We start from the raw sequence: 26,036 nt of genomic DNA, 5'->3' as shown, positions 1-26,036 counted from the left end.
AGCATGCTGAAAACGGATCATGTCATTGAAGAAATTACAGACTATGTGCTTGAGAAAGAGATTACAAGCTCAGAGGCATATACAACAGCGGGGCATGTGTTGCTGGATACGCTGGGCTGCGGGATTTTGGCGCTCCGGTATCCCGAATGCACAAAGTTGCTTGGCCCGATTGTTCCCGGAACGATTGTGCCGAATGGAAGCAAAGTGCCGGGAACATCATATGTTCTCGATCCGGTGAGGGCAGCGTTTAATATCGGGTGCATGATCCGCTGGCTCGATTACAACGATACGTGGCTGGCGGCGGAGTGGGGGCATCCGTCGGATAATCTGGGAGGAATCCTTGCCGCTGCTGATTATGTATCGAGAGTAAGGCTGTCTGAAGGAAAAGAGCCTTTAACGGTACGCGACGTACTTGAAATGATGATCAAAGCACACGAGATTCAAGGTGTGCTGGCGTTAGAAAACAGCTTGAACCGAGTCGGCCTTGATCATGTACTGTTTGTCAAAATTGCGACAACTGCTGTTGTAGCAAAGCTTTTGGGCGGCAGAAGAGCAGAAATCAAAAATGCGCTTTCGAATGCATGGATTGACAATGCAGCCTTGAGGACATACCGGCATTCACCGAATACAGGCTCGCGTAAATCATGGGCGGCAGGAGATGCAACTAGCAGAGGTGTTCATTTGGCGCTGATGGCGTTAAAAGGGGAAATGGGTTATCCGACAGCGTTAAGCGCACCGGGATGGGGCTTCCAAGACGTTCTATTCAATAAGAAAGAGATCAAACTTGCCCGTCCGCTCGATGCTTATGTCATGGAAAATGTGTTATTTAAAGTGTCTTATCCTGCGGAATTTCACGCCCAGACAGCGGCAGAGTGCGCCGTCATTCTTCATCCCCAGGTAAAGGGCCGGATTGATGAGATTGACCGAGTTGTCATCAGAACGCACGAATCCGCTATCCGAATCATTGATAAAAAAGGCCCGCTTCACAATCCCGCTGATCGTGATCACTGCCTCCAATACATTACAGCAATCGGTTTGCTTTTTGGTGATATTACCGCGCAGCATTATGAAGCTGAAACAGCGAGTGATCCGAGAATAGATAAGCTACGGGATAAAATGGAAGTGACTGAAAATAAAACATATACGGAGGATTACCTGAAACCCGATAAGCGTTCCATTTCAAATGCCGTCCAAGTTTATTTTAAAGACGGAACGAGCACGGAAATGGTGGAATGTGAATTTCCGCTCGGCCATCGTTTTCGAAGAGACGAAGCAGTGCCGAAACTGCTGGAAAAGTTTTCTGCCAATCTCAAAACTCATTATGCTGATAAACAGCACAAACACATTTATGAGCGCTGTACCAGCTATGAGACATTACAAACGATGCGCGTAAATGAATTCGTAGATATGTTCTGCATGTAAAAGAAGGAGGGCTTGCGTCATGTCGTGGATCGTCAATAAACAATCGTCACAAGAGGAGCTTGCCGGGCGTTTCCGCAAGCTGATGTCAGCGCCGGACATTCTGCAAATTCCTGGCGCTCATGACGGGATGGCCGCCTTGCTTGCAAAGGAGGCCGGTTTTTCTTCCATTTATTTGTCTGGTGCGGCATATACAGCCAGCAGGGGGCTTCCTGATTTAGGGATCATCACGTCGACAGAAATGGCTGATCGGGCCAAAGATCTTGTGCGTGCAGCAGACCTGCCTCTGCTTGTTGATATCGATACGGGATTTGGCGGTGTGTTAAATGCCGCCCGAACCGCCCGCGAGATGCTTGAAGCCAGAGTAGCCGCCGTTCAAATCGAAGACCAGCAGCTTCCGAAAAAATGCGGACATTTAAATGGCAAACAGCTTGTTCCGATAAAGGAAATGGCTCAAAAAATAAAAGCGATCAAACAAGCGGCGCCCTCCCTTGTCGTTGTTGCCCGTACTGATGCTAGGGCACAGGAAGGACTTGATGCCGCAATAAAACGGTCAGAGGCTTACATTGAAGCGGGAGCGGACGCGATATTTCCGGAAGCGCTTCAGGCGGAGAACGAATTCCGCCAGTTTGCTGAGTGCATCTCCGTTCCGCTCCTTGCGAATATGACCGAATTTGGGAAAACGCCGTATTATCGCGCCGATGAATTCGAAGATATGGGGTTTCGCATGGTGATTTATCCTGTCACATCGCTTCGAGCGGCGGCCAAAGCTTATGAACGAATGTTTGGTTTGATGAAGGAGCGCGGCTCACAAAAAGAAGGGCTTCATCATTTGCAGACACGGAAAGAACTGTACGAGACGATTTCTTATTATGACTATGAAGCGTTAGATAAAACAATTGCCAAGACCGTTTTGCCTGACGAATAGTTTCGACTAAAAAAAGCCGGAGAGTTCTCCGGCTTTTTTGCAGCTATCGTTTTCTGAATCGCGGGCTGACTTGATTGCGTTTTCTGTCTCTGAATAAAATGAACCCGGCCAGCACATAAAGGCCGAACACAAAAAAGATAAATCCTGACAAACCTTGGAGCCAAAGAGCTCCGAATGGCTTTATCGTATGGCCGAAAAGCGTATCCCTCATCAGTTTAATGCCTAAAGCGGAAATGGCACCGGGGATGACTAATATCAAAAGCGCAAGAAGTCGGCTCATCCTCAGAAAACTCCTTTATCTTTTCATTTCCTTTATTGTCCAGCGGAAAAAATATTTTGTCAAGAGAAGAAAACGTGGTAACATAGGGTTGTGCAAATTATTGCAACGGAATAAATAGGTGTGCAAATTTTTTCATGCAAAGGGGTAGCGGGATGCAAAAGGTACTGATTGTAGGTGCCGGCAAAAGGGGAACGGCGTTATTACACATTCTGATCAAAACAGCCATCATAGAGATCATTGCCGTGGTTGACAAAGACCCCGAGGCACCGGGATTGATAGAAGCAGAACAGTATGGGATTGCCGTTTCATCTGATTGGAAACCTTACATACGACAAAAACCGGATATCGTCATTCATACCACCGGCGATCAAGCCGTGTTTGACAAACTTCTTCAGGAAAAGCATGAAGAGACTATTGTTATGCCAGGGAAAATGGCGTACATCGTTTTTCAGCTGATGGAAGAAAAGCAGCACCTGATTCAAATGCTAAAAGAGCAAACATATAAACACGATCGAATTTTTAATTCTACCCATGACGGGATGATTTTTATTGATATCAATGAAGAAATCATTCTCTTTAACCATATGGCCGAAAAGATGGTCGGGAAAAAACGCGAGGAAGTCATCGGGCGCCCGATCAAAGAAGTCATTCCGAGCACAAAGATGCCGCGGATTTTAAAAACGAGAGAGCCTGAATACAACCAAAAGCAGCTTTTGGGTGAGAATCAAATTGTGACTACCAGATTGCCGATCATTGATGAAGGCGGCCGTTTACTCGGAGCGCTCTGTGTATTCAAGGATATAACGGATGCCGTTGAGCTGGCGGAGGAAGTGACGAATCTCAAACAGGTGCGCACGATGCTGGAGGCGATTATTCAATCCTCCGACGAGGCAATTTCTGTCGTTGATGAAAACGGCATCGGACTCTTGATCAATAAAGCGTATACGAAAATGACGGGGCTTTCTGAAAAAGAAGTCATCGGCAAGCCTGCAAACACTGATATCTCTGAAGGTGAAAGCATGCATTTAAAGGTGCTTGAAACAAGACGGCCTGTCCGCGGTGTCAGAATGAAGGTCGGCCCGAATGAAAAAGAGGTCATCGTAAATGTAGCGCCGGTCATTGTAGACGGGATTTTGAAAGGCAGCGTCGGTGTGATTCACGATGTGTCCGAAATTAAAATGCTGACAGCGGAGCTTAACCGCGCAAGGCAAATCATTCGGACGCTTGAAGCGAAATACACTTTTGACGACATTATCGGCAAAAGCGAGCAAATGCTGGTTGCGCTTGAACAGGCGAAGCTCGGGGCGAAAACGCCGGCAACGATTTTGCTGCGCGGGGAATCGGGAACAGGAAAAGAACTGTTCGCCCATGCCATCCATAACGAAAGCGACCGGAAATACAATAAATTTATTCGCGTGAATTGTGCAGCCCTTTCTGAAAACCTGCTTGAATCAGAATTGTTCGGCTATGAGGATGGTGCGTTTTCAGGAGCGAAGCGCGGAGGTAAAAAGGGCTTATTCGAAGAAGCCAATAACGGCAGCATTTTCTTAGATGAAATCGGCGAGTTGACACAAAATATGCAGGCGAAATTGCTCCGCGTCCTTCAAGAGAAGGAAATCGTCAGAGTGGGCGGCACGAAAGCGATCCCTGTCAATGTCAGAGTGATTGCGGCGACAAATGTAAATATCGAAAAGGCGATGGCGGATGGAACATTCCGCGAAGACCTGTATTACCGGATTAACCGCTATCCGATCTCTATTCCACCGTTGCGGCAGCGGCTGGAGGACATTGAGGCACTCAGCGTCCGGCTTATCCAAAAGATCAACCGGGATTACGGCAGGAATGTAAAGGGGCTCTCGCAGCAAGCTTTGCGTGCCTTATCCGCATACCATTGGCCTGGGAATGTCCGCGAACTGGAAAATGTCCTTGGACGAGCCATGATTTTTCTGAATCCGCATATGGAATGGATTGAAAAAGATCACTTGCCTGTATTCGAACTTGTGCAAAAAGAAAGTGACACAGAACAAGGTGCAGGGTTTGATTTTCCGGATATTAAAGGCGAAAAGCTGTCTGTCGCAGTAGAAAAATTTGAAGCGCATTTGATCCAGCAAACGCTCGAAAAGCATCATTTTAACCGGACAAAAACAGCGAAAGCCCTCGGTGTCAGCATTCGGAATTTATATTACAAAATGGATAAATACGGCCTTGCAAATGAAGGCATGCAATAATTTGCAGAATGAACGCAAACATCTGCACGAATTTTTCAATACATCCGTTATGACAGCATGGCGAGGAGCTGGCATGGAACTTGCATAATAAAAGGCGGAGTCGAAACAAGAGAGGTGGTAACAGATGAAGCTGAAAGATTTGATCGGCAAAGCATCGATGTACAAAAACAAGACCATTGCGGTTGCCCATGCTGAGGATGAGGAAGTGATCCGGGCTGTAAAGCTGGCAGCCGAGCACCTATCCGCCCGTTTTTTGTTAGTGGGCGACAGCAAGAAACTAAACGATCTGACATCATCTATGCAAGGGCATCATGTGGAAATCGTTCATGCCGATTCGCCTGAGGAATCGGCAAAATTAGCAGTTCGTGCTGTGCATCACAAAACAGCGGACGTTTTAATGAAAGGGAATATGCCGACTTCTGTTTTGCTTAAAGCGGTGTTGAACAGACAGGAGGGGCTTCGGTCATCCAGTGTCCTTTCCCACGTGGCTGTGTTTGATATACCGAACTTTGACAGATTGATGTTTGTGACAGATTCGGCTATGAATATTGCCCCTTCGCTGGAAGAGCTTCGGCAGATTTTGCAAAACGCCGTTCATGTGGCTCATGCAGTAGGGAACAATATGCCAAAAGCAGCTGCTTTGGCAGCGGTCGAAACGGTGAACCCGAAAATGGAAGCGACAGTGAATGCTGCTGCTCTTGCTCAAATGTGCAAAAGAGGCCAGATCAAAGGCTGCATTGTTGATGGACCGCTTGCTTTGGATAACGCAGTATCACAAATTGCTGCAGCCCAGAAAAAGATTTCGGGAAATGTAGCGGGCAACGCTGATATTCTTCTCGTCCCAACAATTGAGGCCGGCAATATTTTATATAAATCACTAATTTATTTTGCGAAGGCCAGCGTGGCGGCTGTGATTACGGGAGCAAAAGCGCCGATTGCCTTAACGAGCAGAGCGGATTCCGCTGAAAATAAACTGTATTCTATTGCGCTGGCGATATGCGCATCTGAAGAATACACACACTAGGAGGAACGAACATGGAACTTTTTAAATATATGGAGAAATACGATTACGAACAATTGGTATTCTGCCAAGATGAACAATCAGGCTTAAAAGCGATTATCGCAATTCATGATACAACGCTTGGTCCGGCGCTTGGCGGAACGAGAATGTGGACATATGAAAATGAAGAAGCGGCAATTGAAGACGCGCTCAGACTGGCAAGAGGCATGACCTATAAAAACGCGGCAGCAGGCTTAAACCTTGGCGGCGGAAAAACAGTGATAATCGGCGATCCGCGCAAAGATAAAAATGAAGAAATGTTCCGCGCGTTTGGCCGCTATATTCAAGGACTGAACGGAAGATACATTACCGCTGAAGATGTAGGCACAACGGTTGAGGATATGGACATTATTCATGATGAAACAGATTATGTCACAGGGATTTCTCCTGCTTTCGGCTCTTCTGGAAATCCTTCTCCAGTTACAGCGTACGGGGTGTACAGAGGAATGAAAGCAGCCGCTAAAGCTGCTTTCGGAACCGACTCTCTTGAAGGGAAAACCATTGCTGTACAGGGTGTAGGGAACGTAGCCTACAATCTATGCCGCCACCTGCATGAAGAAGGGGCAAACTTAATCGTTACGGATATCAACAAACAGTCAGTACAGCGCGCAGTTGAAGATTTTAGCGCCCGTGCGGTTGATCCGGAAGAGATTTATTCACAAGACTGCGATATTTATGCGCCGTGTGCCCTTGGTGCGACAATCAACGACGACACCATTAAACAGCTGAAGGCGAAAGTCATCGCGGGTGCGGCTAACAACCAATTAAAAGAAACACGCCATGGCGATCAAATTCACGAAATGGGCATCGTTTACGCACCGGATTATGTCATTAACGCTGGCGGCGTCATCAACGTGGCAGATGAGCTTTACGGCTATAATGCAGAACGCGCATTGAAGAAAGTTGAAGGCATTTACGGCAATATTGAGCGTGTACTTGAAATTTCTCAGCGTGACGGCATTCCGACGTATTTAGCGGCTGACCGCTTGGCAGAGGAACGGATTGAACGCATGCGCCGCTCAAGAAGCCAGTTTTTGCAAAACGGTCACAGTGTATTAAGCAGACGTTAAGAAATTGATCTGGAGGTTATGAAAGTGCTACATGATGAAAAACGCATTCTCACAATTAATCCAGGCTCAACTTCAACGAAAATCGGTGTTTTTCATAACGAACGAAGCATTTTTGAAAAAACATTGAGACACAACATAGAAGAGCTGCAGCGATTTGACTATATTATTGATCAGTATGAATTTCGTAAAAACCATATTCTCGAAACGCTTCATGAACAGGGAATCAATATCTCAAAGTTTGATGCAGTCTGCGCCAGAGGCGGCCTTCTCCGGCCGATTGAAGGCGGAACTTACGAAGTGAACGATGACATGATTGAGGACTTGAAAAGCGGCTATGCCGGCCAGCATGCTTCTAATCTCGGCGGTATTATCGCGCGAGAAATCGCTGACGGTCTGAATATCCCTTCGTATATCGTCGATCCTGTTGTCGTAGACGAAATGTCAGTGCTGGCAAAAATTTCAGGTATGCCCGAAATTGAACGGAAAAGTATTTTCCATGCGTTAAACCAAAAAGCTGTCGCCCGTAAGGCGGCAGCCTCTCTCGGCAAACGATATGAGAACATGAAAATGATTGTTACCCATATGGGCGGCGGGATTACAATTGGCGTCCATGACCACGGGCGAGTGGTAGATGTCAATAACGGCCTTCACGGAGAGGGGCCATTCAGTCCTGAACGTGCAGGAACAGTGCCTGCGGGAGATCTTGTGAATTTATGTTTTTCAGGACAGTATACAAAAGAAGAAATCATGAAAAAACTGGTGGGCACCGGCGGGCTTTTCGGCTATCTCGGTACGAATGACGCAGTAAAAGTGGAACAGATGATTCAGGGGGGCGATGAAAAAGCCCGTTTCATTTTTGATGCCATGGCGTATCAGGTAGCAAAGGAAATCGGGGCAGCCAGCGCTGCATTAAAAGGTGAAGTTGAAGCGATTGTGCTGACGGGAGGACTTGCGTACGGCAAAAGCTTTGTTTCCAGTATCAGATCATACATAGATTGGATTTCTGACGTTTTAGTCTATCCGGGAGAAAATGAACTGCAGTCTCTGGCCCAAGGGGCGCTCAGGGTATTGCTGGGCGAAGAGCAATCCAAACAATATCGTATTGAATAGACAGACTAGGAGTGAGTCACCATGGCAACTGAGTATGACGTAGTCATTCTGGGCGGCGGTACCGGCGGTTATGTTGCGGCCATCAGAGCCGCTCAGCTCGGCTTAAAAACAGCCGTTGTGGAAAAGGAAAAACTCGGGGGGACATGTCTGCATAAAGGCTGTATCCCGAGTAAAGCGCTGCTTAGAAGCGCGGAGGTATACCGGACAGCTCGTGAAGCCGATCAATTCGGAGTGGAAACGGCTGGCGTGTCCCTCAACTTTGAAAAAGTGCAGCAGCGTAAGCAAGCTGTTGTGGATAAGCTTGCAGCCGGTGTGAATCATTTAATGAAAAAAGGAAAAATCGACGTGTACGACGGATATGGCCGTATCCTCGGACCGTCAATCTTCTCCCCGCTGCCGGGAACGATTTCTGTTGAACGGGGAAATGGCGAAGAAAATGACATGCTAATCCCGAAACAAGTCATTATTGCAACAGGATCAAGACCAAGAATGCTTCCGGGTCTTGAAGCGGACGGCAAGCATGTATTGACTTCGGATGAGGCTCTCCAAATGGAGGAGCTGCCAAAATCGATCATCATCGTCGGCGGAGGCGTTATTGGTATCGAATGGGCGTCTATGCTTCATGATTTTGGCGTGAAGGTAACGGTTATTGAATACGCGGACCGCATATTGCCGACTGAGGATCAAGACATTTCAAAAGAAATGGAAAGTCTGCTTAAGAAAAAAGGCATTCAGTTCGTTACAGGGGCAAAAGTGCTGCCTGACACAATGACAAAAACGTCAGACGACATCAGTATACAAGCGGAAAAAGACGGAGAAACCATTACTTACTCTGCTGAAAAAATGCTAGTTTCCATCGGCAGACAGGCAAATATCGAAGGCATCGGCATAGAAAACACCGATATTGTCACTGAAAAAGGCGTCATTTCAGTCAATGAAAGCTGTCAAACGAAGGAATCTCATATTTATGCAATCGGAGACGTAATCGGTGGCCTTCAGTTAGCTCACGTTGCATCGCATGAAGGAATCATTGCCGTTGAGCATTTTGCAGGTCTCAATCCGCATTCGCTTGATCCAACGCTTGTACCGAAGTGCATCTACTCTAGTCCTGAAGCTGCCAGTGTCGGCTTAACAGAAGATGAAGCAAAGGCGAATGGGCACAATGTCAAGATCGGCAAGTTCCCATTTATGGCAATAGGAAAAGCGCTTGTATACGGAGATAGCGACGGATTTGTAAAAATCGTGGCGGATCGTGACACGGATGATATCCTCGGCGTGCATATGATCGGCCCTCATGTCACAGACATGATTTCAGAAGCGGGGCTTGCCAAAGTACTGGACGCGACGCCGTGGGAGGTCGGACAAACGATTCATCCGCATCCGACGCTTTCTGAAGCGATTGGAGAAGCAGCGCTTGCCGCAGACGGCAAAGCCATTCATTTTTAAAAGCACAAAGGAGGGGCTTGAATGAGTACAAACCGACATCAAGCACTAGGGCTGACTGATCAGGAAGCCGTTGATATGTATAGAACCATGCTATTAGCAAGAAAAATCGATGAAAGAATGTGGCTGTTAAACCGCTCTGGCAAAATCCCGTTCGTGATCTCTTGTCAAGGACAGGAAGCAGCGCAAGTAGGGGCGGCTTTTGCTCTTGACCGTGAAATGGATTATGTACTGCCGTACTACAGAGACATGGGCGTCGTGCTGGCATTTGGCATGACAGCAAAGGATTTAATGATGTCCGGGTTTGCCAAAGCTGCAGATCCAAACTCAGGAGGCCGTCAGATGCCGGGGCATTTCGGACAAAAGAAAAACCGCATCGTGACAGGATCGTCTCCAGTAACAACGCAAGTTCCGCACGCAGTCGGCATTGCGCTGGCGGGACGTATGGAGAAAAAGGATATCGCAGCCTTTGTTACTTTTGGTGAAGGCTCTTCAAACCAAGGCGATTTCCATGAAGGAGCAAACTTTGCCGCTGTCCATAAGCTCCCGGTGATTTTCATGTGTGAAAACAACAAATACGCAATCTCAGTGCCTTACGATAAGCAAGTCGCATGTGAGAACATTTCCGACCGTGCCGTAGGCTATGGAATGCCTGGCGTAACTGTGAATGGAAATGATCCGCTGGAGGTTTATCAAGCGGTGAAAGAAGCGCGTGAACGCGCGCGCAGAGGAGAAGGCCCGACATTAATTGAAACGATTTCTTACCGCCTGACACCGCATTCCAGTGATGACGATGACAGCAGCTACAGAGGCCGTGAAGAAGTAGAGGAAGCGAAAAAAAGTGATCCTCTGCTTACTTATCAAGCTTACTTAAAGGAAGCAGGCCTGCTGTCCGAAGAGACAGAACAAACCATGCTGGATGAAATCATGGCAATCATAAACGAGGCGACAGATGAAGCGGAGAACGCTCCTTATGCAGCTCCTGAGTCAGCGCTCGATTATGTGTATGCGAAGTAGGGAGGAAGTACAAATGTCAGTAATGTCATATATTGATGCGATCAATTTGGCAATGAAAGAAGAAATGGAACGAGATTCACGTGTCTTCGTTCTTGGGGAAGATGTAGGAAAAAAAGGCGGTGTATTTAAAGCCACAGCCGGCCTGTACGAACAATTTGGAGAAGAGCGTGTTATGGATACGCCGCTTGCTGAATCAGCGATCGCCGGTGTCGGTATCGGAGCGGCTATGTACGGCATGAGACCAATTGCCGAAATGCAGTTTGCTGATTTTATTATGCCAGCAATTAACCAGATTATTTCTGAGGCAGCTAAAATCCGCTATCGCAGCAATAATGACTGGAGCTGCCCGATCGTTGTCAGAGCCCCTTATGGTGGCGGCGTGCACGGAGCGCTTTATCATTCTCAATCAGTCGAAGCGATTTTCGCCAATCAGCCCGGACTGAAAATTGTGATGCCTTCAACGCCATATGACGCGAAAGGCCTCTTAAAAGCCGCAGTTCGTGATGAAGATCCGGTGCTGTTTTTTGAGCACAAGCGCGCGTATCGCCTGATAAAAGGAGAGGTTCCGGCAGATGATTATGTCCTGCCAATCGGCAAGGCTGATGTAAAACGGGAAGGCGACGATATCACAGTGATTACATACGGCCTGTGTGTCCACTTCGCGTTACAGGCTGCAGAACGTCTCGAAAAAGATGGCATTTCAGTGCATGTGGTGGATTTAAGAACGGTTTATCCACTCGATCAAGAAGCAATCATCGAAGCCGCATCAAAAACCGGTAAGGTCCTTTTGGTCACAGAGGATACAAAAGAAGGCAGCATCATGAGTGAGGTGGCCGCGATTATATCCGAGCATTGTCTGTTCGACTTAGACGCGCCGATCAAACGGCTTGCAGGTCCTGATATTCCGGCTATGCCTTATGCGCCGACAATGGAAAAATACTTTATGGTCAACCCTGATAAAGTGGAAGCGGCGATGAGAGAATTAGCGGAGTTTTAAAGACGTAAGGAGGATACAATCATGGCAATTGAACAAATGACGATGCCGCAGCTTGGAGAAAGCGTGACAGAGGGGACGATCAGCAAATGGCTTGTCGCCCCCGGTGATAAAGTGAACAAATACGATCCGATCGCGGAAGTCATGACAGATAAGGTGAATGCAGAGGTTCCGTCTTCTTTTACAGGTACGATAACAGAGCTTGTGGGTGAAGAAGGCCAGACCCTGCAAGTCGGGGAAATCATTTGCAAAATCGAAACAGAAGGCGCCAATCCGGCTGAACAAAAACAAGAGCAGCCGGAGGCGTCAGCAGCAGCAGCTGAGACACCTGCACCTGCCTCAGAAAACCGCGCCGAAGAAGCCAGTCAGCCCAATAAAAAGCGCTACTCGCCAGCTGTACTTCGTTTGGCCGGAGAGCACGGCATTGATCTTGATCAAGTGACAGGCACAGGTGCCGGCGGCCGCATTACGCGAAAAGATATTCAGCGCATCATTGAAACAGGCGGCGTGAAAGAACGACCTGAGGAGCCGAAAACAGCAGCTCCTGCGCCTGCGGCTTCACCAAAACCAGAGCCGAAGAAGGAAGAGATTTCATATCCTGCGTCTACAGCCGGGGATAAAGAAATCCCTGTCACAGGCGTAAGAAAAACAATTGCTTCCAATATGAAACGAAGCAAAACAGAAATTCCACATGCTTGGACGATGATGGAAGTCGACGTCACAAACATGGTCGCATACCGCAACAGCATAAAAGATTCCTTCAAGAAAACAGAAGGCTTTAATTTAACCTTTTTCGCCTTTTTCGTCAAAGCGGTCGCTCAGGCGTTAAAAGAATTCCCGCAAATGAATAGCATGTGGGCGGGCGATAAAATCATTCAGAAAAAGGATATCAATATTTCAATCGCAGTTGCGACAGAGGATTCTTTATTTGTTCCGGTGATTAAAAACGCTGATGAAAAAACAATTAAAGGCATTGCGAGAGAAATTAATGATCTTGCCAAAAAAGTAAGAGATGGAAAACTCTCAGCAGATGATATGCAGGGGGGAACGTTTACCGTCAACAACACGGGTTCGTTCGGATCTGTTCAGTCGATGGGCATCATCAACTACCCTCAGGCTGCGATTCTTCAAGTGGAATCCATTGTCAAACGCCCGGTTGTCATGGATCATGGCATGATTGCTGTCAGAGATATGGTCAATCTGTGCCTGTCCTTGGATCACAGAGTGCTTGACGGCCTTGTGTGCGGACGATTCCTCGGACGCGTGAAACAAATTTTAGAATCGATTGACGAGAAAACATCTGTTTACTAATAAGCAAAAAGAGCATTTTTTGAAACATAACTTCAAAAAATGCTCTTTTTCTATGCAGCATTATTCAGCGATTCGGATTTTCATTTCGACCCGATATTCTTCTTGTTTTTTGGGTGAGTAATGAATCGGTATAATTAACTCGTAAACATCACTGGCAACTGTTAATTGGTGGTCTGCGATATACTTGATAAGCTTCTGTAAGTTGAGAAAATAATGCTCAGGTGAAAAATTATACGCGATACAAACATATCTGCCCTTAGGAATCGTTATGATTTCCATATCCGGCGTAATGGCAGAAATTTGTTTATTCGTCAATACAGGCGTAAAGATATGACGGTAAGTCATTTCATCAATGCTGGTGTACGGCTGAAATGAAAAAGTGGCACCGTAGCTATTGTTCGTAAATCCATCTGCTGATTCGATAAAATTTTTTAATTTGCTGTAGGAGGCGTTGAGCACGTTTTCAGGCCCGATTCCCTCTGCCTCTGTCTGAATGATGCGTGTTTCTTCTTCATCTAAAACAAACACCTCGCCGAGCGCAGGGTATTCCATCTGCCGTTTCATCCGTTTTTTCACCAGTGAAATGGTTTCTTCCAATGCTGATAAAAAGTCCAATTTCTCCCTGATTTGCTTCTCTTGCTCTGTATAAAAAGCAAATAGTTCTCCCATTTCTAAGTCCTGTGCCTTTTTCATCTCTTCTAAAGGTGTGCCGATATATTTCAATGATTTGATCAAATCCAGATGAATGAGCTGAGAATCTGTATAATAGCGGTAGTTGGTATCCGGGTCGACGTAGGCGGGTTTAAATAAATCAATTCTATCGTAATAACGGAGCGCTTTAATCGACACGTTTGCCAGTTTTGAAACTTCTCCAATTGAGTAATACGATTCTTTCATGCCACCACTCCTTCTATGATCAGTATAATGAAAAAGCGCATACTTTGCAGTACACAAAGAATGCGCTTTTTATTATGTGCTGGCTTTGAGATGTGCAGGCGCTTTCCAAGCAATGGTCAGCGCAATGCCTATGGCTAAAGCTGCCGTTGCAAAGTAGAATGGGTAGTTTACATCAATATCGAACAGCATTCCGCCGATAATAGGCCCGAATACATTGCCGATACTTGTAAACATTGAATTCATACCGCCGGCGAACCCCTGTTCATTTCCCGCAATCTTTGACAGATAAGTCGTTACCGCAGGCCGCATGAGATCAAATCCGACAAATACGGTGACTGTAACTAGCAGAATCGCAACATAAGAATTCACGAATGTCATTAAGAATACCAGGCTCGTCGAGAGAATTAAGCTATACCGAATTAAATGGATTTCGCCAAACCACCTTGTAAAGCGGTCGAATAAGACGACTTGCGTAATGGCGCCAACAATCGCTCCTCCTGTAATCATAATAGCAATGTCGCTGGCCGTAAATCCGAATTTATGGTCAACGAATAACGCAAATAAAGATTCAAATGACGCTAAACCAAAAGACGAAATCAGGATAATGAGAAAAGCAATGAAATACATGGGTGCAAAAATTCGTTTGAAGCCTGTCTTCTGCCCTTTTATGTCCTGATTTTCAGGATTTCGTTCCGGCTCGCGCAGCGTGAGCATTGATAAAATGGCTGCCAGTAAGGCAAAGGCTGCCGCAAAGAAAAAAGGCAAACGGGAATAGATTTCCGCTAAAAACCCCCCGATGCCAGGACCGATAATAAAGCCTGTTGAAATAGCGGCTGACATATAACCTAGCGCTTTCGGCCGCGTTTTAATGGTCGTGATGTCCGCGATAAAAGCCGTGACCCCAGGCATAATAAAGGCAGCGCTGACACCGCCAAGCATACGGGAGATAAATAAAACCTCAACTGTTTTTCCGATGCCGAATAAAAACTCCGAAACACTAAAGAACAACAGGCCGATCACGATCATAATTTTACGTCCGAAGCGGTCAACCCATCGTCCGCCTATTGGTGAAATAATGAGCTGTGTAACAGCGAAGCAGGCAACCATATAGCCGACCGCGGTACCCGATAAATGCAACTCATTCATAATGGTAGGTGTTACCGGAATCACAAGTCCGATCCCCAAAAACGCAATAAATAAATTGGTTAATAATATTGTTAAGGTGATATTTTGTTTCTCCATGTAACTTCCCCTTTTTCGAAAGTGTATCCCTTATACTCTAATGCCTCCTCTTAGAGGAGAGTCAACGGATTTACAAAATCTTTACGGGACTAGCATATCAATGTGCCGCGGCAGGACTTGAATTACCGCGGGCGTATGAGTATAGACTTCTCCATCTGTATCAGCCTTTTTGACAGTGTCTGTTTCAATTTCGATACGAGAGGCCTGGATATAGGACAGCTCTCCGGTAAAACGATCAATTGTTCCCTGTTCCATGCTCATCAGCTCCCGCAATGCGGAGAGATTGGTGCCGCGGCAAATGAGGATATCGAGTAAGCCGTCATCTATACTGGCATCCGGCAGGGGAATTCGGTTCGTTCCAATGTATTGTCCGTTCATAACTAGCAGCATAACGGCTTCTTCTTTAATTTCTTTTCCATCAATTTTTAATGTCATCGGAAACGATCCGGCAGATGAGACTGTTCGGAGTGCACTTGTAAAATAGCTGATTTTTCCCAATAATGCTTTTGAGGTTTCGTTGATTTGATTCGACGTTTCTGTAATCAGACCGATCCCCCAGAAATTTAAAAAATAACGCTCGTTCATCTGACATACGTCTACGCTTGTTTTTTTTCCTGACACAAGTGCTTCCGCCGCCTTTGCGAGATTTTGAGGGATGCCCAGCACTCTTGAAAAGTCATTGCATGTTCCGCCGGGCAAAATCCCGACCGCAGGCTTTCTTTCTAAAGCGCTGATGCCATTAATGCATTGATGGACTGTACCGTCGCCGCCGAGAATAAAGACGGTGTCGACAGAATCATCAATGGATTGGCAAAAATAATACGCATCGTCTTTTTTCTTTGTCTGTCTAATGATCACCTCATCTAAAGCTTGTGATAATACCGGTACCACAGCCCCTAACGCTTTTTCTATATTTTTGTTGCCGGCATTTCCGTTATGAATCAGTAACGCTTTCCGGTGGCTCATACAAAACTGCTCCTTTATTTTACATCTGGTTATATAATCCCCTTTTTCTGTAAGCTGTAAACGGAGACCAAAAAAGTGTACGGTCAAGCAATGTTATTTGCCGATATGGGCGTTTCCTTGCTATCATAAGAACAGATGATGAAAAAGGAGAGGTCTTCATTGAACATCGACTTTAATTTATTTATGAATGATATTGTCCGCCAAGCGAGACAAGAAATTACCGCTGCCGGATACACTGAGCTGAAAACCGCTGAAGAGGTGGATGAGGCGCTTACGAAAAAAGGAACGACGTTAGTCATGGTAAACTCTGTTTGCGGATGCGCCGGAGGAATTGCAAGACCGGCTGCATACCATTCCGTTCACTATGATAAAAGACCTGATCAGCTCGTTACCGTCTTTGCCGGACAGGATAAAGAAGCGACAGCGCGAGCGCGTGACTATTTTGAAGGATATCCGCCATCTTCTCCGTCCTTTGCGATTTTGAAAGACGGAAAAATCATGAAAATGGTAGAGCGCCATGAAATTGAAGGCCATGAGCCGATGGCAGTAGTGGCAAAGCTGCAAGAAGCTTTTGAAGAATATTGTGAAGAAGTATAAGACGAAAAACCCGGGTGCCTAAGCGGCCCCGGTTTTTTTATGCATAAAATCCCAAAGAGATATGAATAAATATTAAGAGATTATTCAATCCAATTATGCAATGAATCTATTTTTATCTAGTAATACCGTTGGAAAAATAAGCTTGAAGATAATTTTTAAAAATAGTATTGCATAAAAATAAGAAACTGTTTAAAATACAAATTAACGAATAAATATTCAAATACACGAAAAGTAATGAATATGGGGGAAATGGATCATGAAAAAATGGCTCTTATTACTTGTAGCTGCCTGCATCATTTTTGCATTATCTGCTTGCGGCTCAAGCAATTCAGGTTCAGAAGGCGGCAAGAAAAAATTAATTATGGGTACTTCGGCGGATTACAAACCGTTTGAATATAAAGAAGGCGATAATATTGTCGGCTTTGATGTAGAGTTGGCAAAAGCGCTGGCGAAGAAGACTGGCTACGAAATTGAAGTGCAGGATATGGACTTCAACAGCTTAATTACAGCGCTGAAATCAAAACAGGTGGATCTGGTTCTGTCAGGAATGACACCGACGCCTGAGCGTAAAAAACAAGTTGATTTTTCCGATGTGTACTACACAGCGAATCATATGATTGTCAGCAAAAAAGACAGCGGCATTACATCTCTGAAAGACCTGAAAGGAAAAACAGTCGGCGTTCAGCTTGGCTCTATTCAGGAAGAGAAGGGGAAAGAGCTTTCTCCAGAATATGGTTTTAAAACACAAGACCGCAACAGAATTTCTGATTTAGTGCAGGAAATCAAATCTGACCGCTTTGATGCCGCGATTATCGAAGACATGGTAGCAGAGGGGTATTTCAAATCAAATGACGACCTGCAAGGCTTCGTGATTCCTGATGCGAAAGCGGAGGAAGCCGGTTCAGCGATTGCTTTCAGAAAGGACAGTGAACTGACAGACAAATTCAATAAAGCGCTCAAGGAAATGGAAGATAACGGAGAGCTCGAGAAATTGAAGAAGAAATGGTTCACTGGCGAGAAGTAAAAAAAGCGGCTCAACTTTTTCGTTGAGCCTTTTTATTGAATAGGAAATCTTTTTTCCTGTAAGAAAAGGAGACAAAGACTATGAATTTGGATTTTTCAGCAACGATCCCCCAAATTCCTTTTATATTAGAAGGCTTGGCAATTACTTTGAAAATTGTTATCGTATCAGCCATTATCGGACTTATACTCGGTATTGTGCTAAGCTTATGCAAGATCAGCACATTCCGCCCACTGATCTGGATCGCTGATTTTTATACATCAGTGTTCCGCGGTACGCCTTTAGTGCTGCAGCTTATGATTGTCTATTTCGGGCTTCCGCAGTTGCTCGGCTTTCAAATTGACCAGTTTTGGGCTGCGGTTGTCGCATTGTCATTGAATTCCGCCGCTTATGTATCGGAAATTATCAGAGCCGGAATCAACGCCATTGATAAAGGGCAGAAAGAGGCGGCTGTCGCACTTGGTGTCCCGTACGGCAAAATGATGAAGGATCTGCTGTTGCCGCAGGCCTTCAAAAATATATCACCTGCAATTGTAAATGAATTAATTACGTTAACAAAAGAATCGGCGATCGTCACCGTCATCGGGCTTGGTGATGTCATGAGGCGCGCTTATCAATCTGGCGCCGCCACTTATAATTACCTTGAGCCGCTCATTATTGCCGGATTGATTTATTATGTGCTTGTCCTGATTTTAACGTTTATCGGCAAGGCTGTAGAAAGGAAGCTGAAATCCAATGATTAAGATTGAAAAGCTGTCAAAATCATTTGGGAAACACGAAGTATTAAAAAACATTTCAACAACAATCGCCGAAGGTGAAGTTGTTGCCGTAATCGGCCCTTCAGGCTCAGGCAAATCAACGTTCCTTCGCTGTTTAAACCTGTTGGAAAAGCCTAATGGCGGAACCATTACAATCAAAGACAAGGTGATCACGGAGGCGAAAACCAACACATTAAAGGTCCGGGAAAACATCGGGATGGTTTTTCAGCATTTTCATCTCTTTCCGCACAAAACGGTTCTCGAAAATATCATGTACGCGCCTATCAATGTCAAAAAAGAATCAAAACAGGCTGCACAGGAAAAAGCCGAAGAACTGCTCCGCAAAGTCGGTTTGTTTGAAAAGAGAAATGACTATCCAAACCGCTTGTCTGGCGGACAAAAACAGCGTGTCGCCATCGCCCGGGCTCTTGCAATGAATCCGGAAATCATGCTGTTTGACGAACCGACCTCTGCACTTGATCCGGAGATGGTCAAAGAAGTGCTCCAGGTTATGAAAGAACTGGTCGAAACCGGTATGACCATGGTGATTGTCACGCATGAAATGGGTTTCGCAAAAGAAGTAGCTGACCGCGTGTTATTTATGGATCAAGGAATGATTGTCGAGGACGGCAATCCGAAAGAATTTTTTCTTTCGCCAAAATCCAAAAGAGCGCAGGACTTTTTAGAGAAAATATTATAGAATATAGAAAAAAAGAAGAAGGCTGATCGCTTCTTCTTTTTTATTGAAGAAACAAATAGAAATGGAGTCCGACATGTTTAAAATTGGTTACCGCACAATAAAGACCGCGCTTGGAACAGCTTTGGCTATTTATATAAGCCAGCTTTTGCACTTGCAAAACTTCGCATCAGCAGGAATCATCACCATTTTGTGCATTCAAATTACACAAAAACGGTCGCTTCAGGCATCGTGGGCCCGCTTTGCGGCATGCTGTCTGGCAATTCTTTTTTCTTATCTTTTTTTCGAGCTGATTGGCTATCACCCGTTTGTTATCGGAGCGCTTCTCTTGATATTCATTCCGATAACCGTCCTCTTAAAAATTAACGAGGGAATTGTCACCAGTTCAGTTATTATCCTTCATTTATACATGTCCGGCGGCATTACGCTTGCTTTTATTTGGAATGAAGTTCAGTTGATTACGGTTGGTATCGGTGTCGCTCTTTTGATGAACTTGTATATGCCTAGCCTTGACCGGAAGCTGATTGCCTATCGCAAAAAGATAGAGGATAACTTTGCTGTCATTTTCGCGGAAATAGAGCGGTATTTGTTAACTGGTGAGCAAGATTGGACTGGAAAAGAAATTCCGGAAACACACCAGCTCATCACGGAGGCGAAAAACCTGGCATACCGAGATGTGCAAAACCACATTCTGCGCTACGAAAATCTGCATTATCATTATTTTAAAATGAGAGAAAAGCAATTTGAAATTATCGAACGGCTTCTCCCTAAAGTGACTTCTATCTCTATTACGGTAGATCAGGGAAAAATGATCGCTGAATTTATTCACGATTTGCGGGAAGCGATACACCCGGGAAATACAGCGTACAAATTTCTGAAAAGACTTGCTGATATGAGAAAAGAATTTGAGGAGATGCCGCTCCCGGCGACAAGAGAGGAATTTGAAGCAAGAGCCGCTCTCTTCCATCTTCTCGGGGAAATGGAACAATATTTAGTAATCAAAAGTTATTTTAAAGGAATAAAAGCGCAAAAATCACTCGCATGATTCGCATGAGCTCTTCCTTCATTGGTCAACCTAATGAAAAAGGAGGAGCTTATGCGTTTTTTCTTATGTTCGATTTTTATGATGATTTCTCCGATTTGGCCGCTTGGCGAAAACCCGCTGCCGGGCGATCCGTATGTCATTGTCAACAAGAGAACAAACGAACTTGCTGTCATCCTCGACAATAAAGTAGAAGGCGTGTACAGCGTGGCGACCGGAAAAACAGACGATCTGACGCCGGAAGGGGAGTTTTCAGTAACGGTTAAAGCGGTGAATCCTTACTACAGAAGGAAAAATATTGAAGGGGGATCTCCTGACAATCCGCTTGGGGCAAGATGGATCGGATTTGACGCGAAAGGAACAGACGGGCGGATTTACGGAATTCATGGGACAAACAGGGAAGACTCAATAGGAAAATTTGTGTCTAACGGCTGTATACGTATGCATAACGATGAGGTCGTTCATCTATTTCAAACGATTCCAGTGGGAACGAGAGTGCTGATTACGGACGACACCCGCTCTTTTGAGGAGATTGCTATCGAGCATAAAGCTCTGATAAAAAAGCAGGATGTTCCCATTCAATAGAGCCGCCTGCTTTTTTATCGTTAGAAAAACATGACGATTCCTGAGAGCACACTTGAAAGAATAAAAACTCCCAAAATCACAATCAAAACGCTTTTCATCAATTTTTGAGACATGATTTCACTCCTTAGACAATCTGTCTATATTTTAGCGTGTTTTGAATGGACGGACAAGCGATATCTATTGGCGGAAAGCAGGGATAAAAATGAACAGGCTTGACCATATCGGAATAGCCGTTTTTTCGATAGAAGAAGCGAGAAGCTTTTATGAGGATATATTGGGGCTAGCGTTTCTTCATCAAGAAACGGTTGAAGAGCAAAAGGTGAATGTTGCTTTGTTTCAAGCAGGAAGCGTCAAGCTGGAGCTGATAGAGCCGTTGACAGCTGACAGCCCCGTCCGTTTATTTTTGGAGAAGAAAGGGCAGGGGCTGCATCATATTGCGTTTTTGTGCAACAGCCTATCTGAAAAGCTTCAAGCATTGTCTGACCGGAAAGTTCAGTTGATTGACAGGTATCCGAGACAGGGAGCAAACGGGAAAAAGATTGCATTTCTTTCTCCGCGGGAAACAAACGGCGTTCTTGTAGAGCTTTGCGAACCGAAAGGAGACCAAACCAATGAACATGAATGAGCATATTGACCATTTATACACGAGACGCGGGCAGGCAGAACAAGGAGGAGGACATGAAAAGCTGGCCCAGCAGCGGCAAAAGGGAAAGCTCACCGCTCGGGAAAGGATCGCGTTTCTTCTTGATCAGGACAGCTTTATCGAGCTGCATTCTTTCATGGAAAGCCAAGTGTTAACAAGAGAACAGCGCATTTTAGGGGATGGGGTCGTGACAGGGTACGGGACAATTGACGGCCGCTCTGTATATGTATTTGCGCAAGACTTCACTGTATTCGGCGGGGCGCTTGGCGAAACCCATGCCAAAAAAATCTGTGCTCTGATGGACCTGGCAGCAAAAAATAAGGCGCCGATTATCGGGCTGAATGACTCAGGTGGTGCGAGAATTCAAGAGGGTGTGGTATCATTAGATGGATACGGTCACATATTTTACCGAAACGTCTTATATTCCGGAGTCATTCCGCAAATATCGGTTATTTTAGGGCCGTGCGCTGGAGGCGCTGTATATTCTCCGGCACTCACAGATTTTATATTTATGGCTGAACAGACCGGCCGGATGTTTATTACCGGGCCAAAGGTGATTGAAAAAGTGACAGGAGAACAGGTTGATGCGGAGAGCTTAGGCGGAGCGGGAATACATAATGCCGTCAGCGGAAACGCCCACTTTTCCGGACATACGGAGAAGGAGGTTCTGACAGGAGTGAAAAAACTGCTGTCTTATTTGCCGCTGAATGGCCAGACAGCAGCGACGAAGCCAGAGAAAGAGGCTTCCAGGCCGTTATTAAACCGTCTCGTGCCCGCTGACACGACAAAGCCGTATGATGTTCGGACGGTGATTAAGGAGCTGGCTGATCCGCAGTCTTTTTTTGAGATTCAGCCGTTTTTTGCGAAAAACATTGTCATTGGGTTTGCAAGGCTGGGTGAAAAAACGATCGGCATCGTTGCGAGCCAGCCGAAGCATCTGGCGGGCAGCCTGACGATTGACGCTGCTGATAAAGCAGCAAGGTTTATCCGTTTTTGTGATGCATTTGATATACCGCTGCTAACTGTCGAGGATGTTCCGGGGTTTCTGCCGGGTGTTCAGCAGGAGCATAACGGAATTATCAGGCACGGAGCAAAATTATTGTTTGCCTATGCAGAAGCAACCGTCCCAAAAGTTACGCTCATAATCAGAAAAGCGTATGGCGGCGCCTATGTCGCTATGAACAGCAAAGCAATCGGAGCGGACCTTGTGTTGGCATGGCCAAATGCTGAAATCGCAGTGATGGGTTCAGAGGGCGCGGTATCGATTTTGTATGAAAAGGAAATAAAAGCTTCAGCCGACCCGCAAAAGACAAAACGAGAAAAAACAGCTGAATACAAAAAGCAAAACGCCGGGCCATATAAAGCAGCGGCCTGCGGAATGGTCGATGACATCATTTTGCCGGAAGAATCAAGGAAAAGACTGATTCAAGCTTTTCACATGCTTGCATATAAGACAGAAGAGAGACCGAAAAAAAAGCACGGTAACATACCGCTTTAACATGGAGGGACTTACAAATGGTGAATGAAAAACGCCTGCTGGAAGAATTTTTAGAACTTGTCCAAATTGACTCAGAAACAAAACACGAAGCAGAAATCTGCAAAGTGCTGAAACAAAAATTTTCTGATTTAGGTGTGGATGTAAAGGAAGACGATACAATGGATATCACTGGCCACGGAGCCGGAAACCTGATTTGCACATTAAAAGGAACAAAACAAACAGATACCATTTATTTTACATCTCATATGGACACAGTTGTACCCGGAAACGGCGTAAAACCGGTTGTAGAGAATGGTTATGTTAAAACAGACGGCACTACGATTTTAGGCGCTGATGATAAAGCGGGACTGGCTGCAATGTTTGAAGCGATTAAAGTGCTGAAAGAAGAAAACATTGAACATGGCACGATTGAATTCATCATCACAGTAGGCGAGGAATCAGGACTGATCGGAGCGAAGGCGCTTGACCGTTCTATGATCACAGCATCCTACGGCTATGCCCTTGACTCAGACGGTAAAGTCGGAAATATCATTGTGGCCGCGCCGACACAAGCAAAGGTAAGAGCGGCAATTTACGGGAAAACCGCACACGCCGGGGTTGAACCTGAAAAAGGCATTTCAGCCATTACAATCGCTAGCAAAGCGATTTCGAAAATGCCATTGGGCCGAATCGATGAAGAAACAACAGCAAACATCGGCCGGTTTGAAGGCGGCACACAAACAAACATTGTATGCGACGAAGTCCATATTCTTGCTGAAGCACGCTCTTTAGTTCCTGAGAAAATGGAAGCTCAGGTTCAAAAAATGAAAGCTGCTTTTGAAGAAGCCGCTGCTGATATGGGCGGACGCGCAGAAGTCGAAATTGAAGTCATGTATCCAGGCTTCAAATATCAAGACGGCGACCAAGTTGTTGAAATCGCGAAAAAAGCGGCAGCTAAAATCGGACGTCCGAGCGAGCTGCAAACAAGCGGCGGTGGAAGCGACGCGAACGTTATTGCAGGTCATGGCATTCCGACGGTCAATCTTGCTGTCGGTTACGAGCAAATTCATACAAAGAATGAAAAAATGCCGATCGAAGAACTTGTTAAAACGGCAGAAATGGTTGTTGCCATTATTGAAGAGGCAGGAAAATAAGAAAGGAAAACCCGAGTGCGCTTGCCCGCATCGGGTTTTTTCTTGCATTTAGCGCCATTGCCTAAGCGGCCAAAATAACACGTCCTGTTTTTTAGCGTAATGAAGCAAAGGGTCTGACTCTGGTAATGCGATGTTGTGAGCATCAGCCACCGTATTGACGGAAAACTCGGCTTCGGCATTTTGTAACAGCCAAGGATGATGATGAATGTCTTCATAATAGAGCTTGTTGCGATAAACGGTGTAGAGTCTGTATCGTTCCGTCAGCCAGTAATCGAGCGAATCCTCTTCCGCTGTAAAAGGAGCTGAAATGGGCCGGTAAGCGGCGCGGAATGCTGCTTCTCTGTCGTCTCTCCGCTTGCTGACATAGTCAATGCCATCACCGTTTTTATCAGCTTTCATATTAGCGTAAAAATAAGGCAAATGAAAGAACGTGCGAGCGCCCAGGACCGTCAGCTGATGATCAGCATCTAAGCTGAAAAAATAAATGCCGGGCTTACCTTTATAAGTGACATAGGTGCGGAGGTTAAGCTCAGGAAACGCACGTGCACCGGGAATGGCAGGAAGAAAACGCGCCCTCAGGTTTGTGAGCATAAAGGGAAGCATGCTGATCCAAGCTTGCCCGTTATATGTATCTAATTCTAAAACCGGCGGTACCAAAGCGCGAAGGGTAGAAACATCAACAGGCCAGTGGGCAAATAAGACATCATTCCAGGTTTGTCTCATGATCCAAATGCCTTCAGGCACAGAAATATTTTTTTGCAGAAAGCGTTCCGTCACGTATATCCTCCTTTCAGGGATGTGAGTAAAGGTATTCCCGATTTCCTTCATTTTAAACGGATACGGCTGTTTTTTTAGGGTGGCCATTTTCGCCTCAGCCATAACAGAAAAGGGTGCGACGAAACAAAAAAAACAACCCCGGCTTTTCGCTCGGGGTTGTTTCATTATTTCACCGGCTCAGTAAGAGCGGCTGTTTTTTTACTTTTATGATGCGTCATCTGAAGGACGATGTTTTGCACTGTCAAAAACAGTCCGCTTGTAAACCAGTACAGCGGAAGAGCTGCCGGAACATTAAGTGAGAAAATCGTCATCATCACAGGGAAGATGAACACCATCAGTTTTGCAGATTGCTGCGCTGCCGGGTTTTGCGGGACAGCGGAATATTTCGCGCTCAGTTTTTGAGCGACATAGGCTTGGATAAAGTACATAGCTCCCGCACTAAGAGACACGAGAATGTCAGATTGTCCTAAACTGAACCATAAAAACGAGTGTGACGCAATTTCAGGTGTAGAGCGAATCGCGTAATAAAACCCAATCACAATAGGAAACTGAATCAGCATGGGGAGGCATCCCATGGCAAGCGGATTGATATTGTGTTCTTGATACAGCTTCATCATTTCCATTTGCAGTTCTTTTTGCTTTTCCGGGTCCTTCGTCTTTTTCAATTTGGCCTGAATGCTGTCAACCTGAGGTTTAATAACTGCCATTTTCTCTTGGAATATGCGCTGTTTTTTAAATTGATTGACAAACAAAGGCAGTACAACGACACGCACAATAATGGTTACGAGAATAATAGACAGTCCGTATTCTCCGTGAAACAGCCCGGCAACACCCTTAAGCAGAGCGGAAAACGGTTCGATTAAATAGTCGTGGAAAAAACCGACGTTGCTGAGGCCTCCCACCTGATTAGTCGCCGCGAAAGCAGCATTGCCCGAGCATAATACGATCAAAAAGATACCCATAGCCAAAAGTTTTTGATATGTTTTTAACAATTTGTTCTCCTCCTTTTTATAAATGCGGTTTATAAAAGAAGAGAACTGGCGTCTTCATCATCGTTCACAGGCGAATTCATGCGGAAGACTTTACGTATCCAAGTTGTAATGCGATGATATATAATAATAAGAAAGTCTGTTCGGTTAATGTGAAAGACCGTCTGATGTTCATCTGTTCGTTTTGATTTCCAGTGCTCGCCGGCACGGCACTCTCGTAAGAGGAATGCAATCCCGATTGCCGTCAGAGCCGGAAGAATAATTGTGAAAAAATCGACTAAGAATAAAACGTCATTTATCGATTCCACAAACATTGTAATCACATCCATTC

27 protein-coding genes are annotated in these 26,036 nt (G+C 45.5%); 19 read left to right on the top strand and 8 right to left on the bottom strand.

Annotated elements, in window-relative coordinates:
* Positions 1-3 precede the first annotated feature (3 nt).
* Both AC0C66_RS04885 and prpB read left to right on the top strand, forming a co-directional pair.
* Complete coding sequence (locus tag AC0C66_RS04885) at positions 4-1,422, top strand: bifunctional 2-methylcitrate dehydratase/aconitate hydratase (protein ID WP_461845606.1); 1,419 nt, start codon at positions 4-6, stop codon at positions 1,420-1,422.
* 19 nt (positions 1,423-1,441) lie between these two features.
* Positions 1,442-2,347, top strand: a complete 906-nt coding sequence (gene prpB, locus AC0C66_RS04880; RefSeq protein WP_061186903.1) for a methylisocitrate lyase — start codon at positions 1,442-1,444, stop codon at positions 2,345-2,347.
* A 43-nt stretch (positions 2,348-2,390) separates the two neighbouring features.
* Here the strand turns inward: prpB and AC0C66_RS04875 are convergent, their stop codons facing one another.
* Positions 2,391-2,627 carry a DUF2627 domain-containing protein gene (locus AC0C66_RS04875; RefSeq protein ID WP_003226453.1) on the bottom strand — a complete coding sequence of 79 codons (237 nt, stop codon included), beginning with the start codon at positions 2,625-2,627 and terminating at the stop codon, positions 2,391-2,393.
* Between the two features lie 152 nt (positions 2,628-2,779).
* Between AC0C66_RS04875 and AC0C66_RS04870 the strand changes: the two genes are divergently transcribed.
* The 8 genes from AC0C66_RS04870 to AC0C66_RS04835 all read left to right on the top strand — a co-directional run bounded on the left by AC0C66_RS04870 (position 2,780) and on the right by AC0C66_RS04835 (position 12,860).
* Positions 2,780-4,855 carry a sigma-54 interaction domain-containing protein gene (locus tag AC0C66_RS04870; protein ID WP_079287944.1) on the top strand — a complete coding sequence of 692 codons (2,076 nt, stop codon included), beginning with the start codon at positions 2,780-2,782 and terminating at the stop codon, positions 4,853-4,855.
* 124 nt (positions 4,856-4,979) lie between these two features.
* Entirely contained in the window at positions 4,980-5,879 is a 900-nt protein-coding gene (gene yqiS, locus AC0C66_RS04865) for a phosphate butyryltransferase (protein ID WP_088679270.1), read from the top strand.
* Between the two features lie 11 nt (positions 5,880-5,890).
* Positions 5,891-6,985 (top strand): branched-chain amino acid dehydrogenase, encoded by a 1,095-nt coding sequence (gene bcd, locus AC0C66_RS04860; RefSeq protein WP_072182032.1) that lies wholly within the window; start codon positions 5,891-5,893, stop codon positions 6,983-6,985.
* A gap of 18 nt (positions 6,986-7,003) precedes the next feature.
* On the top strand, positions 7,004-8,095 hold the full coding sequence (buk, locus tag AC0C66_RS04855) for a butyrate kinase (protein WP_088679269.1): 1,092 nt from the start codon (positions 7,004-7,006) through the stop codon (positions 8,093-8,095).
* Between the two features lie 21 nt (positions 8,096-8,116).
* Complete coding sequence (lpdA, locus tag AC0C66_RS04850; protein ID WP_061186904.1) at positions 8,117-9,541, top strand: dihydrolipoyl dehydrogenase; 1,425 nt, start codon at positions 8,117-8,119, stop codon at positions 9,539-9,541.
* 21 nt (positions 9,542-9,562) lie between these two features.
* On the top strand, positions 9,563-10,555 hold the full coding sequence (gene bfmBAA, locus AC0C66_RS04845; RefSeq protein WP_014114327.1) for a 3-methyl-2-oxobutanoate dehydrogenase subunit alpha: 993 nt from the start codon (positions 9,563-9,565) through the stop codon (positions 10,553-10,555).
* Positions 10,556-10,568: 13 nt separating this feature from the next.
* Positions 10,569-11,552 (top strand): 3-methyl-2-oxobutanoate dehydrogenase subunit beta, encoded by a 984-nt coding sequence (bfmBAB, locus tag AC0C66_RS04840; protein ID WP_061186905.1) that lies wholly within the window; start codon positions 10,569-10,571, stop codon positions 11,550-11,552.
* 21 nt (positions 11,553-11,573) lie between these two features.
* Complete coding sequence (locus tag AC0C66_RS04835) at positions 11,574-12,860, top strand: dihydrolipoamide acetyltransferase family protein (protein WP_461845604.1); 1,287 nt, start codon at positions 11,574-11,576, stop codon at positions 12,858-12,860.
* 60 nt (positions 12,861-12,920) lie between these two features.
* Here the strand turns inward: AC0C66_RS04835 and bmrR are convergent, their stop codons facing one another.
* From bmrR to AC0C66_RS04820, 3 genes are all read right to left on the bottom strand, one after another.
* Entirely contained in the window at positions 12,921-13,757 is an 837-nt protein-coding gene (gene bmrR / locus AC0C66_RS04830) for a multidrug efflux transcriptional regulator BmrR (protein WP_461845603.1), read from the bottom strand.
* A gap of 72 nt (positions 13,758-13,829) precedes the next feature.
* Positions 13,830-14,999 carry a multidrug efflux MFS transporter Bmr gene (gene bmr / locus AC0C66_RS04825; RefSeq protein ID WP_014114323.1) on the bottom strand — a complete coding sequence of 390 codons (1,170 nt, stop codon included), beginning with the start codon at positions 14,997-14,999 and terminating at the stop codon, positions 13,830-13,832.
* An 81-nt stretch (positions 15,000-15,080) separates the two neighbouring features.
* Positions 15,081-15,965 (bottom strand): YegS/Rv2252/BmrU family lipid kinase, encoded by an 885-nt coding sequence (locus AC0C66_RS04820; protein WP_014114322.1) that lies wholly within the window; start codon positions 15,963-15,965, stop codon positions 15,081-15,083.
* A 159-nt stretch (positions 15,966-16,124) separates the two neighbouring features.
* Between AC0C66_RS04820 and brxB the strand changes: the two genes are divergently transcribed.
* From brxB to AC0C66_RS04790, 6 genes are all read left to right on the top strand, one after another.
* On the top strand, positions 16,125-16,562 hold the full coding sequence (gene brxB, locus AC0C66_RS04815; RefSeq protein ID WP_461845602.1) for a bacilliredoxin BrxB: 438 nt from the start codon (positions 16,125-16,127) through the stop codon (positions 16,560-16,562).
* Positions 16,563-16,818: 256 nt separating this feature from the next.
* Entirely contained in the window at positions 16,819-17,586 is a 768-nt protein-coding gene (gene artP, locus AC0C66_RS04810) for an arginine ABC transporter substrate-binding protein ArtP (protein WP_461845601.1), read from the top strand.
* Between the two features lie 80 nt (positions 17,587-17,666).
* On the top strand, positions 17,667-18,326 hold the full coding sequence (gene artQ / locus AC0C66_RS04805; RefSeq protein ID WP_003226481.1) for an arginine ABC transporter permease ArtQ: 660 nt from the start codon (positions 17,667-17,669) through the stop codon (positions 18,324-18,326).
* The gene (artR, locus tag AC0C66_RS04800) at positions 18,319-19,041 is read left to right on the top strand and encodes an arginine ABC transporter ATP-binding protein ArtR (protein WP_014114320.1); all 723 of its coding nucleotides are present in this window, start codon (positions 18,319-18,321) and stop codon (positions 19,039-19,041) included. The genes artQ and artR overlap by 8 nt, the downstream gene beginning before the upstream one ends.
* Positions 19,042-19,114: 73 nt before the next feature.
* A complete protein-coding gene (locus tag AC0C66_RS04795) occupies positions 19,115-20,083 on the top strand; it encodes an aromatic acid exporter family protein (RefSeq protein WP_003226485.1) in 969 nt (322 codons plus the stop codon).
* 51 nt (positions 20,084-20,134) lie between these two features.
* A complete protein-coding gene (locus AC0C66_RS04790) occupies positions 20,135-20,665 on the top strand; it encodes a L,D-transpeptidase (protein WP_014114319.1) in 531 nt (176 codons plus the stop codon).
* A 20-nt stretch (positions 20,666-20,685) separates the two neighbouring features.
* Here the strand turns inward: AC0C66_RS04790 and prli42 are convergent, their stop codons facing one another.
* The gene (prli42, locus tag AC0C66_RS04785) at positions 20,686-20,778 is read right to left on the bottom strand and encodes a stressosome-associated protein Prli42 (RefSeq protein WP_041520994.1); all 93 of its coding nucleotides are present in this window, start codon (positions 20,776-20,778) and stop codon (positions 20,686-20,688) included.
* Positions 20,779-20,867: 89 nt separating this feature from the next.
* Between prli42 and mce the strand changes: the two genes are divergently transcribed.
* The 3 genes from mce to AC0C66_RS04770 are packed head-to-tail and all read left to right on the top strand — an operon-like array spanning position 20,868 to position 23,939.
* On the top strand, positions 20,868-21,290 hold the full coding sequence (gene mce, locus AC0C66_RS04780; protein WP_014114318.1) for a methylmalonyl-CoA epimerase: 423 nt from the start codon (positions 20,868-20,870) through the stop codon (positions 21,288-21,290).
* Entirely contained in the window at positions 21,283-22,806 is a 1,524-nt protein-coding gene (locus AC0C66_RS04775; RefSeq protein WP_461845674.1) for an acyl-CoA carboxylase subunit beta, read from the top strand. Before mce ends, AC0C66_RS04775 begins: the two co-directional genes overlap by 8 nt.
* Positions 22,807-22,823: 17 nt before the next feature.
* The gene (locus AC0C66_RS04770; RefSeq protein ID WP_014114316.1) at positions 22,824-23,939 is read left to right on the top strand and encodes a tripeptidase T; all 1,116 of its coding nucleotides are present in this window, start codon (positions 22,824-22,826) and stop codon (positions 23,937-23,939) included.
* 48 nt (positions 23,940-23,987) lie between these two features.
* Here AC0C66_RS04770 and AC0C66_RS04765 read toward each other — a convergent pair whose 3' ends face one another.
* The 3 genes from AC0C66_RS04765 to mifM all read right to left on the bottom strand — a co-directional run bounded on the left by AC0C66_RS04765 (position 23,988) and on the right by mifM (position 26,025).
* Positions 23,988-24,716, bottom strand: a complete 729-nt coding sequence (locus AC0C66_RS04765) for a YqjF family protein (RefSeq protein WP_072182026.1) — start codon at positions 24,714-24,716, stop codon at positions 23,988-23,990.
* A 164-nt stretch (positions 24,717-24,880) separates the two neighbouring features.
* Positions 24,881-25,708 carry a membrane protein insertase YidC gene (locus AC0C66_RS04760; RefSeq protein ID WP_072182025.1) on the bottom strand — a complete coding sequence of 276 codons (828 nt, stop codon included), beginning with the start codon at positions 25,706-25,708 and terminating at the stop codon, positions 24,881-24,883.
* Between the two features lie 29 nt (positions 25,709-25,737).
* Positions 25,738-26,025 carry a membrane protein insertion/folding monitor MifM gene (gene mifM, locus AC0C66_RS04755; RefSeq protein WP_072182058.1) on the bottom strand — a complete coding sequence of 96 codons (288 nt, stop codon included), beginning with the start codon at positions 26,023-26,025 and terminating at the stop codon, positions 25,738-25,740.
* Positions 26,026-26,036 lie beyond the last annotated feature (11 nt).

This window comes from Bacillus sp. VA13 (genome assembly GCF_055710085.1).
This window is presented reverse-complemented; position numbering and strand designations above follow the sequence as displayed.

Excerpts from the sequence above, each read along its gene's own strand:
- artQ (WP_003226481.1), top strand. The coding sequence starts at position 17,667 with ATGAATTTGGATTTTTCAGCAACGATCCCCCAAATTCCTTTTATATTA.
- bfmBAA (WP_014114327.1), top strand. The coding sequence starts at position 9,563 with ATGAGTACAAACCGACATCAAGCACTAGGGCTGACTGATCAGGAAGCC.
- bcd (WP_072182032.1), top strand. The coding sequence starts at position 5,891 with ATGGAACTTTTTAAATATATGGAGAAATACGATTACGAACAATTGGTA.
- buk (WP_088679269.1), top strand. The coding sequence starts at position 7,004 with ATGAAAGTGCTACATGATGAAAAACGCATTCTCACAATTAATCCAGGC.
- artP (WP_461845601.1), top strand. The coding sequence starts at position 16,819 with ATGAAAAAATGGCTCTTATTACTTGTAGCTGCCTGCATCATTTTTGCA.
- AC0C66_RS04885 (WP_461845606.1), top strand. The coding sequence starts at position 4 with ATGCTGAAAACGGATCATGTCATTGAAGAAATTACAGACTATGTGCTT.
- bmr (WP_014114323.1), bottom strand. The coding sequence starts at position 14,999 with ATGGAGAAACAAAATATCACCTTAACAATATTATTAACCAATTTATTT.
- AC0C66_RS04790 (WP_014114319.1), top strand. The coding sequence starts at position 20,135 with ATGCGTTTTTTCTTATGTTCGATTTTTATGATGATTTCTCCGATTTGG.
- bfmBAB (WP_061186905.1), top strand. The coding sequence starts at position 10,569 with ATGTCAGTAATGTCATATATTGATGCGATCAATTTGGCAATGAAAGAA.
- AC0C66_RS04875 (WP_003226453.1), bottom strand. The coding sequence starts at position 2,627 with ATGAGCCGACTTCTTGCGCTTTTGATATTAGTCATCCCCGGTGCCATT.
- prpB (WP_061186903.1), top strand. The coding sequence starts at position 1,442 with ATGTCGTGGATCGTCAATAAACAATCGTCACAAGAGGAGCTTGCCGGG.
- artR (WP_014114320.1), top strand. The coding sequence starts at position 18,319 with ATGATTAAGATTGAAAAGCTGTCAAAATCATTTGGGAAACACGAAGTA.
- prli42 (WP_041520994.1), bottom strand. The coding sequence starts at position 20,778 with ATGTCTCAAAAATTGATGAAAAGCGTTTTGATTGTGATTTTGGGAGTT.
- AC0C66_RS04870 (WP_079287944.1), top strand. The coding sequence starts at position 2,780 with ATGCAAAAGGTACTGATTGTAGGTGCCGGCAAAAGGGGAACGGCGTTA.
- lpdA (WP_061186904.1), top strand. The coding sequence starts at position 8,117 with ATGGCAACTGAGTATGACGTAGTCATTCTGGGCGGCGGTACCGGCGGT.
- mce (WP_014114318.1), top strand. The coding sequence starts at position 20,868 with ATGAACAGGCTTGACCATATCGGAATAGCCGTTTTTTCGATAGAAGAA.
- AC0C66_RS04835 (WP_461845604.1), top strand. The coding sequence starts at position 11,574 with ATGGCAATTGAACAAATGACGATGCCGCAGCTTGGAGAAAGCGTGACA.
- AC0C66_RS04770 (WP_014114316.1), top strand. The coding sequence starts at position 22,824 with ATGGTGAATGAAAAACGCCTGCTGGAAGAATTTTTAGAACTTGTCCAA.
- yqiS (WP_088679270.1), top strand. The coding sequence starts at position 4,980 with ATGAAGCTGAAAGATTTGATCGGCAAAGCATCGATGTACAAAAACAAG.
- AC0C66_RS04775 (WP_461845674.1), top strand. The coding sequence starts at position 21,283 with ATGAATGAGCATATTGACCATTTATACACGAGACGCGGGCAGGCAGAA.
- AC0C66_RS04795 (WP_003226485.1), top strand. The coding sequence starts at position 19,115 with ATGTTTAAAATTGGTTACCGCACAATAAAGACCGCGCTTGGAACAGCT.
- bmrR (WP_461845603.1), bottom strand. The coding sequence starts at position 13,757 with ATGAAAGAATCGTATTACTCAATTGGAGAAGTTTCAAAACTGGCAAAC.
- AC0C66_RS04820 (WP_014114322.1), bottom strand. The coding sequence starts at position 15,965 with ATGAGCCACCGGAAAGCGTTACTGATTCATAACGGAAATGCCGGCAAC.